Raw genomic sequence first — 14,921 nt, 5'->3', positions numbered from 1 at the left:
ACCCCTGTTGTAGGCGTTCAGGCTGTAGAAAAACTCTTAAAAGGTAGCTTTTTTGTTAAAATGGAGGTCTTGATGTCGAGATTATCCATATGCCCAACTTCAAACGTTACGATTACAACCAAGATGCAATGGTCGTCATCAATTTCGAAGAACAATTACAACCTGAAACCTTTGAGTTTACACTTCATCATCTGATTGATGATCATATCGACCTCTCTGCCTTCCATAAAAAATATCAAAATGATAGCGGCGGGCGAACCGCTTATGATCCAGCTATCCTCCTGAAAATCATATTGTTTGCTTACTCAAAAGGCATTACCTCAAGTCGTGAAATTCAATGGCAATGTGAGAACAATATCCTCTTCAAAGCACTGTCATGCGATACCGTTCCGCATTTTACTAGTATTGCAAGTTTCGTAAGCAGTTATCCTGATGCGATTGAGTCGGTGTTTGAGCAAGTGTTACTGGTCTGCGATCAGCAGGGACTGCTTGGAAACGAACTTTTCGCAATAGATGGATGCAAGATGCCATCCAATGCCAGCAAAGAACATTCGGGGACTTTTAGAGAGCTAGCACAGAAGCAGGAAAAAATTCGCAAGAAGATCAAATATTTCCTCAAAGAGCACAAGAGGCTGGATGGCAGGAAGCCTAAAGAAAAAGAGCGAAAGCAAGCGGTAGCTAAAGCGGCGGATACGCTGCAGAAACACTTTGATAAAATTGATCAGTTCTTAAAGAATCATTCCCCCAGGATGGGGCAAGGTAAAAAACCTAAAGAAGTGAAAAGTAATATCACGGACAATGAATCAGCTAAGATGACTACCAGCAAGGGAACCATCCAGGGCTATAACGGTGTTGCCGCAGTTGATAGGAAGCATCAGATAGTTGTTGAGGCCCAGGCCTTTGGAGAGGGCCAGGAGCATCATACATTGAAACCTATTCTTGATGGCATCAGTTGCCATTATCAGAATATAGGAATAGATGAAGACATCTTGGCCAAACAGGTCATCATTACTGCTGATACTGGATTCTCCAACGACGCTAACTACAACTACCTGCGAGAGAACGGCATCAATGCCTACATACCTGATAATAAATTCCGTTCACGTGATAAAGCTTTTACAACGCAAAAAACCAAGTATGGCAAGCGCAATCAAAAAGGTAGGGCTAATGTCCAGAAGACTACCCCAGCTAGTGAATTTACATTCAACAAGAAAAAGAAAACCTGTATCTGTCCTGCAGGAAAAGCCATGCTCTTGTTAAAAGAAGAGCATGTCAGTGAAGGTAAGAAGAAACTACTGTTCGAAGGGCGCCTCACCGACTGCAGGGCATGCAGCCTTAAAAGTCAGTGTATGCGAAACCCAGACTCTGCTGACTCTCGAAAAGGACACGGAAGGCAAGTATCCCTTACGTGGACAAACGGACGGACAGCCACCGACTGGATGAAGAAGAGGGTTGATAGTATCGAGGGCAAGACCATTTATGGACATCGAATGTCTGCTGTCGAACCGGTATTTGGAAACATTGGTACCAATAAACGATTGAATCGCTTCTCGCTACGAGGAAAAAGTAAGGTTCAAGGACAATGGCAGATGTTCTGCTTGGTACATAACATTGAAAAGTTGATGAGATATGGCAGTATCCACTGATTGAGTATAAATTAAGGGCATCAAGATGCCTAAATTTAATACAATGAATGAAATTTGGTGGTATAGATAAAATTTGGCCGAAATTTCAATTGGAGGAATCTGGGAAATGGCAGATTTTTCTAAAACTGTTTTTCTACAGTCTCGTTAATTACCCCCTGAGTAGCACTTAAAAACCCTACGAGTTAGCGCTGGTGGGGTTTTTTATTGCCTGCGGTAGCGGGCTGTATAGAAACCCATAGGTTGAGAGGAATGATACTGGAGTTGGTGGCGGGGTATTGTCTAAACCGCCATTGGCGTGTAGTGTTGGAGGCCTAAAACTTACATAGCGGCCTCCCGCACCCGTTAGCAGCGGTTTTTTTTGCGCCCGAAATCCGTGCGCGAAATGCCAGTTATGGCGGGATGAGATAGGCGTGAATACAACACCCCTTTGGGGAAATAGCGCCCGGGCTTCTATGTAGGCCTTAGTGAGTCCCGCCGCCTCAGCAAAGCGGCACCTCTAAAACTACATGGAGGCCGCCCATGGCCAATCCCCAATTAATCTCCAAGATGGATCATTCTCATTGTGTGCTACAGCCGGCTCACGTCCAGCAGCTGCGCGAACTGCAATATCTCAATTTAGCCCGCCAGCGCATTCTCGACTGGCCCGATTCCCCAGTAAAAAACGCCGCACTCAATGCCCTCTGTGGCGAAGAGGGTGCGGTCCTGGATGGATTGGCCTACGCCGCCGAACGTATGGCTGCGAGGCAGAGTACTGAACATTAACCACAGGAGAGTGATTATGAGTAATGTAATTCCATTTGATTTCAAAAGCCGCCAAGTACGTATTGTTGAGCAGAATGGTGAGCCGTGGTTTATCGCCAAGGATGTAGCAGAAGTGCTTGGGTATTCCGATGCCCATAAGATGACTAGCAAATTGGATGATGACGAAGTTCAAAACCGCCAGATCGGCGGTTTTGGAAATCGTGGTGTGAACCTCATCAATGAGGCGGGTTTGTACTCGGTAATCCTGACAAGCCAGAAAGCTGAAGCCAAAGCGTTCAAACGCTGGGTAACTCATGAAGTCCTGCCCAGCATCCGAAAGACGGGCCAATACGGTGAACCTAAAGAAGAGTTGTCAGGCGATAAGTTATTGGTCGTTGCCAATCGCTCATTTGGAGCTGCTCACGGATTAGCCAAACGGATGGGCATGAAGGGGAATCAGGCTATCTTACTGGCCAATCGGGTAGTGGAAGAAACTACCGGCATCAGCCCAATGAAGTTAATGGGTGTAACCCACCTGGAGGCCGAGAATAACGAACCTCTCTATACCCCCTCGGAATTGGGTAAAGCGTACGAAATGAGTGCCCGAGAGTTCAACGCCATCCTACAGCGGATGGGGCTCCAGAAGCACGTGGAATACAAGCCGCGCAAGAAACGCTGGGAGTTAACGCCAAAGGGTGAAGAGTTTGGTCGTTATTGCGATACCGGCAAGAATCACTCCGGCGGCGCCCCCGTGCAGCAGCTCAAATGGCGTAAGGCAGTACTGGAAGAGGTAGCTCGATATGCCGAACAGCTCCGCGATAAGTTGCCAGGGGGCTCCTTCCTTAAAGTAGTGTAAGTTTGATGGCGGCCATGAGCGTGAATACAATACCGCAAGGAAATAGCGCTCGCCCACTTTTCATTCTCCTTTGGGTGTTCAGTGGCTGCCGCCTTGTCCAATCAGACCTATTGAAATCGTTATGAACATAAATTGGCGGATAATGGGGTGGTTTGGCGGGCGTTATGTGTGTTTAAGTTTTAAACGTGGTAGCTTGTAGTAGATATGAAAAGTTTTTTTCTTATTATAATTTCACTTTCCATTTTGGGTTGTAATTCTGCCCTTGTAACGTATAAGCCACCTCAAAATAGTAATTTGGCTAAATTGAAATTGCCAAAAGATGACAACACTTTATACATGCTAGGTGAGCTAAACGAGAAGGGTTGTGCTGTCAACTTTAGAGCTGTAAGGACTGAAAGCTATTTGGATAGCGAAAATGTATATGTTCAAGTTAACAAAAATATTGTGCTTCACGTGAATAAATCAGGTAAAGAAATTTGTAGAGGCACTTATGCTATGAGCCTAGAGAGTAATAAACGCTATGAAGCGTATCCACTTTTTTGCGTCGTCTTCATCTACGATATTACTGGTGGTAAAAAAGGCGAAAGGGTAGAGACTGAGATGCTTAACGGTTGTGTGAAAGAGTAAATTTTAATTTTCTTTACATGGCTATTTGAATCGTCGATATCAAAAAGATAGCTAGTTAAAACCACAGTAGTTTTTCAAACCCGCACCAGCGGGTTTTTTTATGTCCAAAATTCCTGGAGCGCTACGCCATGACCCAACGCATAACAATCCGCGATGCCGTACTAAACAAGCAGAAAACCCTGTCCGGCTACAACTTTCCCTCAGCGGGAACCACTGAAGGCATTGAACGGGAAAAGCTGCCGGCCATCCTTGTCGGCTTTGCTACGGAACAAACAGAACAGGAACTCTCGGGTACTACCCGCCAGCTGGATCTTGTTGTGTCGGTGGTGGTGCATAGCCGGGGGGTATCTATAAGCTACTGGATATGACTGCAGAGAATATTGAGAGAGTACTGTAGAATTTCGGTTTTTACCATTAAAAATCGATCACATTGAGTGAAAAACACCCAAGCTTTGCACTTCATGACAAAGGCCAGCAACCGCTTTTCCTATTTTCGGTGAACATTAGTAACCAATTAATATTTAGAGGGTTTTCAACGTGATACAAAAAGGAGAAAATGCCGGCCAGCAAGGATGGAAAGTAGGGGGGCTTTAATCGTTACGAGAGTATAGAGCCATTTCCATTTTTGGAGTTTAACAAATAAGGTTTAAAATGAGATTGTTTAAAGTATATTTTCTACCGGTAGCCTTGATTTTAAGTTTTTCCTCTTCTACTCATGCAGGATCGACTCCACTAACCAAAATAGAAAAGATTCTCGTTCATGAGGGGGATAGAGTCTTTATTAAGACAGTAGACTATTTGAACCCGCCTGATTGTGCCAAGGAGATAAAAGAGTTTGCAATTGATGTATCAACGAATACTGGTAAAGCAATGTATTCGGCTGCTTTGGCAGCCGCATCCCAGGGTAAACAAGTAGAAATCCATGGAAAGCATGGATGCAATTATTGGGGAGATAGGGAAGATATTAATGTGATTGTTGTTCCTTTTTAGTAATCAGTTCAAATAAGTGGTTGCATTTCACTGCGAGCCTTTGGGTCTTCCAAGAAAACGCTGCGTTGCTCGATAAGACAGAGAGTAAATCTATATATCTATAAATATTATTTTTTTAGTTAATTATTGATATCCTAAGTTGAAGCGATTGGTGCAAAAGACACTGTCGAATTATTGATGCCCTAAACCCGCACCAGCGGGTTTTTTTATGCCCAAAATTCCTGGAGCAATCCCATTGACCCAACGCATAACAATCCGCGATGCGGTACTAAAAAAGCTGAAAACCTTATCCGGCTATAACTTCCCCTCAGTGGGTAGTACTGAAGGTATCGAGCGGGAAAAACTGCCGGCCATCCTTGTGGGCTTTGCCACGGAACAAACAGAGCAGGAACTCTCAGGTACTACCCGCCAGCTGGATCTTGTTGTGTCGGTGGTGGTGCATAGCCGGGGGGATATCTATGAACTGCTGGATCAGGCTTCTGAGGATGTAGAGGGCGTCCTGCAGGATCGAACCCTGGGCAGTACCTGTGAGATTTTTGCGCTGTCACAAACCGATTTTGCCCTGGATCAGGATCACCCGCTTGGTGAAGCACGCCTGACCTATACCGCCCAATATTCCACTGAATGACGCACCCCTGCGTCGGACTTTCACTTCTAAAAAAGCAACTGGAGAACCCCTATGTCTCAATTGGCTCAGGGCACCAATATCTATTTTATCGACCCGGCAGATGACTCTGTGCAGAAAGTGACCGGGCTGAATTCTTTTAACCCCGGTGGCAATCCGGCGGATCAGATCGACGATACCTCCTTGGAGGATTTGGATAAAAAATTCAAACGGGGCCTGCGTACACCGGGGCAGGCGTCGGTAGGTCTCAAAATTGATCCGAGAAATGCAGTCCATAAACGCCTGCATGAGCTGTCCCAAGATGACACCGTGGACAATATGAAATGGGCGGTGGGTTGGAGTGATGGCACCGAGGCGCCCACGGTGACGACCGGCGAGTGGACCCTACCGACCACCCGCACCTGGTTCACCTTTGAGGGCTATGTGGCCGACTTCCCCTTTGATTTCCAGCAGAACAGTTTGGTCACTGGTGAAATGTCGATCCAGCGCAGTGGCGGTTCGGCCTGGACCGTTAAGTCTTCAACCTGAGAGCTTAATTATGGAATTAACAATCGAATCCCTGCAGCAGCAGGGGGCTTTTTCCGGTGCGCCTGTGAAGCGTTCCATTACCTGGAAGCAGGGTGAACAGGAGTTGTCGGCAACCGTTTATGTCCGCCGACTCTCTTATCACAGCGCCGTCAGTGATGTGGCGGCGCTGCGTGGTGAGGGGGATGTGATTGCCGGGCGGATCGCTGCCTGTATTGTCGATGCCGAGGGCAAGCCGGTGTTTACCCCGGCGGATATTACCGGTGAGGCAGACCCGCAGCGCGGCCCGCTCAGTGCGAATCTGACCCAGGCCCTGCTATTGGAAATCGGCGCGGTCAATAATCTGGGAAAGACGCCCAGCTCAGCGAGCTAGACGAACTCTGGCATGAGTTGGTGCTGAATGGTATCGGCGGTTGCACCATCGCCGAGGCCCAGCAGCGACTCAGCTATGAAGAGGTCCAGCGCTGGGCACTCTACCGCAAAAAACGCGGCTCCCTGCATCTTGGGATGCGAATCGAAAGATCATCGGCGCTACTCGCCACCCTCTACGCCAATACCCATCGTGGTAAACGCAACCCTGTAAAAATCACCGACTTTATGCCCCATGAGGAAGAGCCAGAGCTATCGCTGCAAGAGGCGATGAAAAGCTGGTCCTAGGGGCCAGTGGATCGCTATGTCTAAAAAAAGCCTGGGCACATTAACGCTGGATTTAATCGCCAAGGTGGGCGGTTTTGAAAAGGGGCTGGATAAGGCCACTCGTCATACGAATAAACGTATGCGGGAAATTAAAAAGAGCAGTCAAACCGCCGCACGGGCTATCGGGGCCGCCTTCGCCGCGATTGGTGCGGCAGTGGGCACCAAGGAGATTATTGAGGCCACTATCCGCCAGGAAAACGCCTTACGTCAGTTGGAAGCGCGGCTTAAATCCACCGAGGGCGCCGCCGGTCTCTCCTCGGAGGAATTGCAAAACCTGGCTGGCACCATGCAGCAGCTCACCACCTTTGGTGATGAAGCCGTGATGGAAATGGAAGCGCTGCTGCTCACTTTTACCAATATCCAAGGCGAGGTATTTAAAAGGGCTACCCCGGCGATTCTGGATATGTCCGTGGCCATGGGTACAGATCTGCGTTCCTCGGCAGTACAGCTGGGCAAAGCGCTGAATGATCCAATTAAGGGAATTTCAGCCCTGAGCCGTACCGGTATTCAGTTTACCGACGCGCAGAAAAGCACTATTGAAGCCCTGGTGGAATCCGGTCGCACTGCTGAGGCGCAGGGGCTGATCCTTGAAGAGCTGGAAAAGCAATTTGGTGGCGCTGCCGAGGCGGCTGCGGATACTTTTGGTGGGGCATTAAAGCAGGCCCAGAATGCCTTTGGCGATCTGCTCGAATCCGAGGGCGGGCTCAATGAGGGGAAAGCGGCCCTGCAGGAGCTGACCGAACTGCTGCAAGATCCGGCTACCAAGAAGGCGGCCGCTGCGCTTACCAATGGTTTGATCAAAGGCTTTACCGCAGTTTCCAAAGTGGTTACCGACACGGTGAACACGGTTCAATATCTGGCCGAGGAATTCGCGGCAATTACTGTGGGCATTCATGCCGGCGATATTGTGCGTCTGGAGCGGGATGCCCAGCGTATTCGCGATGTGCTCGACAGCAATGACTTCGGCCAGCGTCTGCGTTTCTTCGGCCCGAAAGGCGTGGTGGAATATTGGAATGACGAAGAATTAAAAACGGAGCTGGCGCGGCTGGAATCCGCGATTGATACCTATTACAAACCGCGCTCAAAAATTACCGGTAACTCATCACCAGCTCCCGCCGGCCTAGTTGAAAATACCAGCCTGGTTACTGATGCGAACCCGGAGGGTGAGCTACTTCCGCCTGTAGACCATTGGCTGATTTTTAACGAAGTCATCGAAGAACTCGGCACCGAATTTAAAATTGCCAAGGAAGAAGCTGAGGCCCTGCAGCGCAATCAGGAAGCCTATGGGGGTTTACTGCGGGATTTGCGTACCGATGAAGAAGTGCTCACCGATCAGATGCGCGAGCGCCTGGCCATCGTCGATGCCATGGCTGGCCTCACCGAAGAGCAGCGGGCCAGCACCCTCGGCCGTATCGCCGATGCCGCCACCGAAGACGGCCCAACCCTGGGCGGCCTTGGCAGTGGTGAGGATGTCGAAACCGCGCGCACCGAGCTGGAAGACTGGTATTCCACCCAGCTGCAAATGCTGGAGCAATTCCGCAGTGAGCGCGCCGACCTCAATGCCACCTGGGATGAAGAGGAATTATCCCTGCGGCAGCAATACGAAGAGAGCCTGACTGAAATCACCCAGGCCAATGAAGACCTGCGCCGCCAGCAACAGCTGGATGGCTACAGCACCTTGATGCAGGTGGCTTCAGATTATTACTCGGGCATGGAAGGCGAAGAGGCGGCCTATATGCGCGCGGCCCTTTCTATCGGCGGGGCCCTATTGGATGAGAAAAAACGCAATGCCCTGCAAAGCGTAATCGCCAATACCCAGGACGCTGCTATGGGTGCCTATAACGCGATGGCCTCTATTCCCTATGTCGGTCCGGTGCTGGGCGCCGCTGCGGCGGGTGCGGTCTATGTCACTGGTGGCTTGGCTGCGGCAAAAATTACCGGTATGGCCCACGACGGACTCGATGCCGTACCGGAAGATGGCACCTGGCTACTGCAAAAAGGCGAGCGGGTAACCACCTCGGAAACCAGCGCAAAACTGGACCGCACCCTGGCCATGATTCAGGCGGATATGCACAGCGGTGGCGGCGGTGGAGATTACGGTCGCCCGGTTTCCATGACGCAGAATATTCGCGTAGATGGCACGGTAAATAATCGCACCGCCACACAGCTCGCCCGTGAGAGCGAGCGCAAACAACGGATTAACCGCAGGAGGCTCGGCTCTTAATGTTTAACGAAAGTCGCCTGCTGGAAAAAGTGGCCTATGGCTCCGAATACGGCCACCGCTATAAAACTGATATTAAAGAACTGCGCAGCGGGGTAGAGCGCCGCAATGCCGAATGGGAGCGCCCGCTGGGCCGTTATTCGGTACTGTTTAAAAACCTAAATCAAGAACACCATCAAATCGTGGTCGCCGCTCATCACGCCTGTATGGGTGCCCTGATTGGTTTTCGTTTTAAAGACGCCAGTGATTTTGAAGCAGAGCGGGAAGTGATTGGCTTTGGCAGCGGCAATAGCGAAAGCTACCAGCTGGTAAAAAAATATATATTCGGTGCCTTTTCCTATCAGCGCAAAATTGTAAAACCGGTGATTGGCCGAGTAATGATTTTTGTTGATGGCAACCCGGTGGCCGCCAGTATCGACTACACCACGGGCCAAGTGCAGCTCAGCGCCGATAACGGTGCGGAAATTACTTGGAGCGGGGAATTCGATGTGCCGGTGCGCTTTGAAGACGATGAGATCGGCTTCAGCATCGACAATCGCCACCAGCGAATGCCGGTGCTGAATGGCAATGTGGAGCTGCTGGAGATTCGCTTGTGAGAACGATTCCCCCAGCACTGCAGGCCCACTTGGACAGCGGCGTCACCACACTGTGCCGCTTATTAAAAATTACCCTCACCGATGGCCGCCAGTTCGGTGCAACAACGCTCGATCGCGATATCGAATTCGAAGGTCTGATTTATTACGCCCAGAACGGTTTCGATTCCAGCATTATCGCCAGTGATACCAGTTTCGATGTGGACAACGCCGAGGGCTATTCCCTCTACAGCACCGACGTACCCGGCATTACCGTCGAGATGGCGGAGCGCGGCGAGTTGGACGGGGCGGAGTGGGCCATGGTTCTGGTGAATTACCGCGATCTGTCCATGGGTGCGCTGTTATTGGATGGCGGTGATGTGGGCGAGGTGCGCACCGCGCGCAATACGGTTTTTATGCCGGAATTACTCAGCTATGCCATGCGCCTGCGCCAGTCTATCGGCCATGTGGATTCCGTCACCTGCCGCGCGATTTTCGGCACCCAGGCCAATTCCCAGACCGGTTGCGGTGTGAATGCAGACCCTTTGTGGCAGTCCGCCACGGTGACCGCCGTCTCTGGGGATGAGCCCAAAGTCACCTACAAGGTCAGCGATATTGCCAGCCTGCCCACCGCTGCCAAGCGCTGGCGGGTGCGCTGGAAAAGCGGCAATAACGTCAGTTCGCGCCTGTATCAGGTGGAAGCAGTAGATACCGCCAGCGGACAAATCACCCAAATCGAGCCGCTGCCCTTTGCGGTAGAAAATGGGGATCAACTGCAGATCCGCCCGGACTGCGACAAGACCTTTTCTGTCTGCCGCGATGTGTACGGCAATCACCTGGATTTTAAAGGCGAAAATTTAATTCCGATCGGCCAGGCCAGCGATACCCCCGGCGCCGGTGTGCCCGGTAGTACCGGCGGTGGCTCCTCGTTTAATTCCAGCCAGCAGCACCACTAATGCAACAACAAAGAATCGACACACTGGCCTTTGCCCGCGGCCTGGTGGCTAAGCGCGTGCGCTGGCGGCACCGGGGCCGCACCCCCTGGGCGGTGGATTGTGTGGGGTTAATCGTACTCAGCCTGCACGCCGCCGGGCTGAATATCGAAGATGAAAAACACTACGGCCGTGAGCCCTGGAAAGACGGCGTGCGCCAGAAAATGCGCGCGCGTTTCGGCGAGCCGATTGCCGAGGATTTATGGCAGCCGGGGGATATTGCTGTTTTTAAATCCCCGCAGCGCAGCGATCCCAGCCATGTGGGTTTTTTAGGGGATTACCCACTTGGAAGTTTTGGTGACTTCTCCCTGATCCATGCCCACGCCGATCAGGATTGCAGAGAGCATGTATTGGATGCGCGCTGGCGCAGGCTACTGGTGGAGGTGTACTCGCCATGGGCGCTTTAATATTCGGCACCACCACAATCCAGGGCCGTAAGTTCGACAAGATCCAACTGCAGACTAGCAAGGCGGGGGTGCCGCGCCAGATTATTTTCGGACGGGTAAAGCCGGTGATCGGCAATATTATCGCCACCACGCCGCCAAAAATTGTTAAGAAGAAGCAAAAGCAAAAAAGCGGAAAAGGCGGCGGCAAAACCGAGGTCGTGAACGAGGAGGTGTACCGCACTTATGCGATCCGTATTTGCGAAGGCCCGATTACCGGCGTCTGTAAGGTCTGGCGCAACAATGAATTGGTTTACGACCGTGACAGCACAGACCCCACCCAGATCGACAATAACCAAGCGTTTTTACAGCTAGCCGAGTTTTTCCTCGGTGGTTTTGGGCAAATGCCCAGCGCGGTACTGCAGGCTGCCTTTGGCATTAACAACGTGCCCGCCTATCGCGGCACCTGTTATCTGGTCATCGATAACGAAAACCTCACCAGTACCGGCGGCGCGATTCCGCAATATGCCTTTGAGGTGGAGCGGGCCGAGGGTTTTGTCCTCACCAGTAAACCCTATGCCATTGAGGCCACCGATGGCGTGACTACCTGCCCCGGTGTGCAGGGTGGGCGCACCAAGCCCGATTACACCCGTGAATTCACCGAGGCTACCCAGGCCGGCTTTACCGGTATTAGCGGCAGCCTGCGTTCGGTGTATCAGTCCCACGCCTACACCGAAACCATCGCTGCCGGTTTTGCTGGCCTGAGCGGTTACATACGGGAAAAACACAATATTGAAATCCCCACTGAAAGCGTTAACGCCGCCCTGGCATCGGTCAGCGGCCGTATGCCGGACTGTATTAAACACACGGTCGAGACCGAGGCCGTCAACGCCCTGTTTGTCAAAATCGAAGGATCACTGGAATGAAATTAAAAAGCGGCCTAGCCGGAAGGTTTAAAATCGAAGCCTATAAACGCGATGCCAGCGGTGCGGAAATCCCCGGCAGTCGCCGTGTGGCTGCGCCCTGGTTTAACAACCTGATTCTGGATCAGGGCCTGGATGGCTGGGCAGTGAATAAGGATATTAACCGGGTTTGTCATGTGGGTGCCGGTTCCAGCACACCGGCGGTCACTGATACCGGCTTAAGCAGCCCGCTGGCCTACACCGAGGACCGCTCCTCGCTCACCAACGGGTTGGATAACAGCGGTGCGCCCTTTGTGTGGAAACGCACGGTGTTTTCCTTTGGTGAAGGCGAGGCTGCAGGCAACCTGGCTGAGGTCGGTGTGGGCTGGGGCACGAATCACACCGATTTATTTTCTCGCACCTTGATTACCGATGCCCAGGGCAACCCCACTTCGCTAACCGTGCTGCCAGATGAATACTTAGACGTTACCTATGAGTTGCGCCTTTATATTCCCACGGTAGACGCGGTTGGCACTGTGGCATTGGGGGGCATTATTTACGATTGGCGCGCCCGCCCCAGCAATGCCGATTTCAATTCTACCGGCCAAACATCCCCCGGGTGGGCGATGACTTCCCCACGTAGCCTACCCGGCGTAACGCAAAACAGCTTGGCTTACGACGGTGGCATTGGCGATATGTACAACCGCCCCAGCGGTAATAGTGATTCTATCCACTACAACACCATTGAGATTGCGCCCTATGTGGACGGCAGTTTTGAAGCGGTGTGGACGGCAACCTATCCCCCGGACAAAGCAAACTTTACTAACGGTATTCGCTCGGTAGAGCCGCGCATGGGTTTTGCTGCCTGGCAGATCGAGTTTGCCGCCCAGGGCAGCGGCGATGCCATCCCCAAAAACTCGGATAAGGCGCTGGTGCTGACCTTTACGCAAAGTTTCCACCGGGTGGCCGTCTGATGGCCCTGCCCGATAACGCGCTCAGTGCTCAGCCCATCTTTGCCCCGTTTCTTGGTGGCCGCGCGCTACCGGTGCGCGCCATTACCGACTATGAAACCGGCGGCGTCGCCATTCAGGACACCAGCCGCGGCCTGGACTATCAGCACTGGCGTGCGCGGGTGTTGGAGGATGGCAGCGAGATAGTGCTGGATGCCGAACAGGTGGCCCCGTTTACGGTGATTACTGGAAACCATATCACTGAGGTGAGCCTGGCCTTCGATCAGAATATGCGCCCGGTGATCGCTTACGTCGAGAGCGGCACCGCAAAACTGTACTGGTATGACAGCAGCCAGGGCGCCCAGGTCACTACCGACTGGCCCGGCCTGATCACGCCCCGCGTGACTCTGGATGATAAGCGGCCCACGCAGCTGCACATCAGTGATGTGATTTTTGCCTATTTAAAGAACGGCGATCTTTGCTACCGCCAGCAGCGCGACCGCTACCAAACCGCATATGTTTTACAGCAAAACGTACCCAGTCCCGGCCTGGTAAAAATAGGACTACACCGGCAATTCCGCCTGCAGTTTCTTCTCAAAAATCCCGACTAGAAAACCCTCGAATAAATTCCTATGCCTTATCCCCTTTATGCCGTGGTCGCAGAGATCTGCGAGCGCGCCGGCCTGCCGTACGGCAAATTTGATACCACCCTGCTGGAGGGGTATGTCTCGGGTATGCAGATTAGTAACGAGGCCCCCGCGTTCGAACATATTCAGGAGCTGGCCAAGGCGTTTTTCTTTGACCCGGCCAATCGCGGCGATTCCCTGGTATTTACCCCGCGCGGCGCTGAGCCGGTAATGACCATCGATGAAAACGATTTAATCGGTGATAGCGATGACGAGAAAACCCGACGCTCCCCTGAGGAGATTGTGCGGGTTTTAAACCTGAACTATTACGATGCTGAAGGCGGTATCGATACCTGCAAGCAAACCTCAGATCGCAGCATCGATACCCGTGGCGAGGGCGAGAAAAATATCGAGAGCCCATTAGTTTTAGAAGCCGACCAGGCCGCGCAGATCGCCGTGATTATGCACAAGGTGATGATTGAGGAGCAGCGCGGGGATTTTGAAATTACCCTGCCGGATAGTTATCTAAAACTCACCCCCGGCGACGTGGTGCTGTTCCGTGGGGATCGTTGCCGCATCGATGAAGTTTCCCTGGATAGCGGCGAGCAGAAGTACAAACTGATCCACGACCGCAAAAGCGCTTACCAGAGCCAGGCCTTCGGCGTAGCTCCTATGGCACCGCCGGCCCCAGTGCCGCTGGTACCGGGCTCTACGTATATCCAATTTATCGACGCGCCCATTCTGGCCAGCGGTGATGATTTACAGCTGGGCTACTACATCGCGATTGCTGGCAGCAACAGCGCCTGGGCCGGCGCTACAGTGGCCCTGTCCCTCGATGGTGGGCAGAACTATATCGAGTCCGATAATACCGATATCGAAGCAGTGATGGGCGAACTCACCACCAGCCTCGCCAGCCATAAACCAGAAATCCCCGACACTTACAATCGCGTGCAGCTGCGTCTGTACGATAGCGGCGACGCCCTGGAAAACCGCACCCTCTCGGACCTGCTCAACCGCCAGAATAGGGCGTTGATCGGCAACGAAATTGTCAGCTTTGGTGAGGCGGAAGAAGTCAGCCCCGGTGTTTGGGAAATTGGCTACTTGCTGCGTGGGCGCCTCGGCACTACACCCACAAATCACCCGGCGGGCACACGCTTTGTATTACTCGAGCGCAACACCCTGAATTTTATTGCCACCGAGCGCTACAACCTCGGCCAGACGCTGACCTTCCGCGCCACCAGTATTGGCAGTGGTAAAGAGACAGTTACTAGCGGCAGCTTCACTGGCGCCAGCCACACTGAACTCGCACCGGCCAATCTCAACGCGCACCGTGCAAATGGCCAGCTGGTAATCCAATGGCTCGGAGTAGGGCGCCTCGGTGGCCGCGCCGCCTACGACCAGTCGCAATACTTCAGTGGCTACCGGGTAACGATCAACAACCAAAGCACTGACACCACCGCAACCACACTCACCATTGCAGATCCAGGCACCGCGACTATCACCGTCAGTCCGCTAAACAGCATCACCGGCCCAGGCCCGGCCGCACAGATCACGGTATAAGCAGGAAGC

18 protein-coding genes are annotated in these 14,921 nt (G+C 52.3%); all 18 read left to right on the top strand.

Going from position 1 to position 14,921, the window contains the following annotated elements; all coding sequences use genetic code 11:
- Positions 1-89 precede the first annotated feature (89 nt).
- Entirely contained in the window at positions 90-1,646 is a 1,557-nt protein-coding gene (locus tag ACJJIV_RS06715; protein WP_444889496.1) for a transposase, read from the top strand.
- A 519-nt stretch (positions 1,647-2,165) separates the two neighbouring features.
- On the top strand, positions 2,166-2,408 hold the full coding sequence (locus ACJJIV_RS06710; protein ID WP_444891210.1) for a hypothetical protein: 243 nt from the start codon (positions 2,166-2,168) through the stop codon (positions 2,406-2,408).
- 16 nt (positions 2,409-2,424) lie between these two features.
- Entirely contained in the window at positions 2,425-3,243 is an 819-nt protein-coding gene (locus ACJJIV_RS06705) for a BRO-N domain-containing protein (protein ID WP_444891209.1), read from the top strand.
- 204 nt (positions 3,244-3,447) lie between these two features.
- Positions 3,448-3,870: a hypothetical protein gene (locus ACJJIV_RS06700; protein WP_444891208.1), complete on the top strand. Its 423-nt coding sequence runs from the start codon at positions 3,448-3,450 to the stop codon at positions 3,868-3,870.
- Positions 3,871-3,998: 128 nt separating this feature from the next.
- The gene (locus ACJJIV_RS06695) at positions 3,999-4,238 is read left to right on the top strand and encodes a hypothetical protein (protein WP_444891207.1); all 240 of its coding nucleotides are present in this window, start codon (positions 3,999-4,001) and stop codon (positions 4,236-4,238) included.
- 283 nt (positions 4,239-4,521) lie between these two features.
- Positions 4,522-4,860 carry a hypothetical protein gene (locus tag ACJJIV_RS06690; RefSeq protein WP_444891206.1) on the top strand — a complete coding sequence of 113 codons (339 nt, stop codon included), beginning with the start codon at positions 4,522-4,524 and terminating at the stop codon, positions 4,858-4,860.
- Between the two features lie 235 nt (positions 4,861-5,095).
- A complete protein-coding gene (locus tag ACJJIV_RS06685; protein WP_444891205.1) occupies positions 5,096-5,488 on the top strand; it encodes a hypothetical protein in 393 nt (130 codons plus the stop codon).
- 51 nt (positions 5,489-5,539) lie between these two features.
- The gene (locus tag ACJJIV_RS06680) at positions 5,540-6,013 is read left to right on the top strand and encodes a phage tail tube protein (RefSeq protein ID WP_444891204.1); all 474 of its coding nucleotides are present in this window, start codon (positions 5,540-5,542) and stop codon (positions 6,011-6,013) included.
- 10 nt (positions 6,014-6,023) lie between these two features.
- A complete protein-coding gene (locus tag ACJJIV_RS06675; protein ID WP_444891203.1) occupies positions 6,024-6,383 on the top strand; it encodes a phage tail assembly chaperone family protein, TAC in 360 nt (119 codons plus the stop codon).
- A gap of 20 nt (positions 6,384-6,403) precedes the next feature.
- Positions 6,404-6,667, top strand: coding sequence for a phage tail assembly protein T (locus ACJJIV_RS06670; protein ID WP_444891202.1), 264 nt, complete (start codon positions 6,404-6,406; stop codon positions 6,665-6,667).
- Positions 6,668-6,683: 16 nt separating this feature from the next.
- On the top strand, positions 6,684-8,930 hold the full coding sequence (locus ACJJIV_RS06665; RefSeq protein ID WP_444891201.1) for a phage tail length tape measure family protein: 2,247 nt from the start codon (positions 6,684-6,686) through the stop codon (positions 8,928-8,930).
- On the top strand, positions 8,930-9,523 hold the full coding sequence (locus ACJJIV_RS06660) for a DUF2460 domain-containing protein (RefSeq protein WP_444891200.1): 594 nt from the start codon (positions 8,930-8,932) through the stop codon (positions 9,521-9,523). Before ACJJIV_RS06665 ends, ACJJIV_RS06660 begins: the two co-directional genes overlap by 1 nt.
- Positions 9,520-10,455 carry a phage/gene transfer agent baseplate hub protein gene (locus ACJJIV_RS06655; protein WP_444891199.1) on the top strand — a complete coding sequence of 312 codons (936 nt, stop codon included), beginning with the start codon at positions 9,520-9,522 and terminating at the stop codon, positions 10,453-10,455. The genes ACJJIV_RS06660 and ACJJIV_RS06655 overlap by 4 nt, the downstream gene beginning before the upstream one ends.
- A complete protein-coding gene (locus ACJJIV_RS06650) occupies positions 10,455-10,898 on the top strand; it encodes an NlpC/P60 family protein (RefSeq protein WP_444891198.1) in 444 nt (147 codons plus the stop codon). Before ACJJIV_RS06655 ends, ACJJIV_RS06650 begins: the two co-directional genes overlap by 1 nt.
- Positions 10,886-11,800 carry a hypothetical protein gene (locus ACJJIV_RS06645; RefSeq protein WP_444891197.1) on the top strand — a complete coding sequence of 305 codons (915 nt, stop codon included), beginning with the start codon at positions 10,886-10,888 and terminating at the stop codon, positions 11,798-11,800. Before ACJJIV_RS06650 ends, ACJJIV_RS06645 begins: the two co-directional genes overlap by 13 nt.
- Positions 11,797-12,750 (top strand): hypothetical protein, encoded by a 954-nt coding sequence (locus ACJJIV_RS06640; protein ID WP_444891196.1) that lies wholly within the window; start codon positions 11,797-11,799, stop codon positions 12,748-12,750. The genes ACJJIV_RS06645 and ACJJIV_RS06640 overlap by 4 nt, the downstream gene beginning before the upstream one ends.
- Positions 12,750-13,337, top strand: a complete 588-nt coding sequence (locus ACJJIV_RS06635; protein ID WP_444891195.1) for a hypothetical protein — start codon at positions 12,750-12,752, stop codon at positions 13,335-13,337. Before ACJJIV_RS06640 ends, ACJJIV_RS06635 begins: the two co-directional genes overlap by 1 nt.
- A 21-nt stretch (positions 13,338-13,358) precedes the next feature.
- On the top strand, positions 13,359-14,912 hold the full coding sequence (locus tag ACJJIV_RS06630; protein ID WP_444891194.1) for a phage tail protein: 1,554 nt from the start codon (positions 13,359-13,361) through the stop codon (positions 14,910-14,912).
- The last annotated feature ends 9 nt before the right edge of the window (positions 14,913-14,921 follow it).

This window comes from Microbulbifer mixtoriginis (SeqCode) (assembly GCF_052466765.1).
Note: the sequence above shows the minus strand (reverse complement) of the source record. Positions and strands in the feature narration are given on the sequence as shown.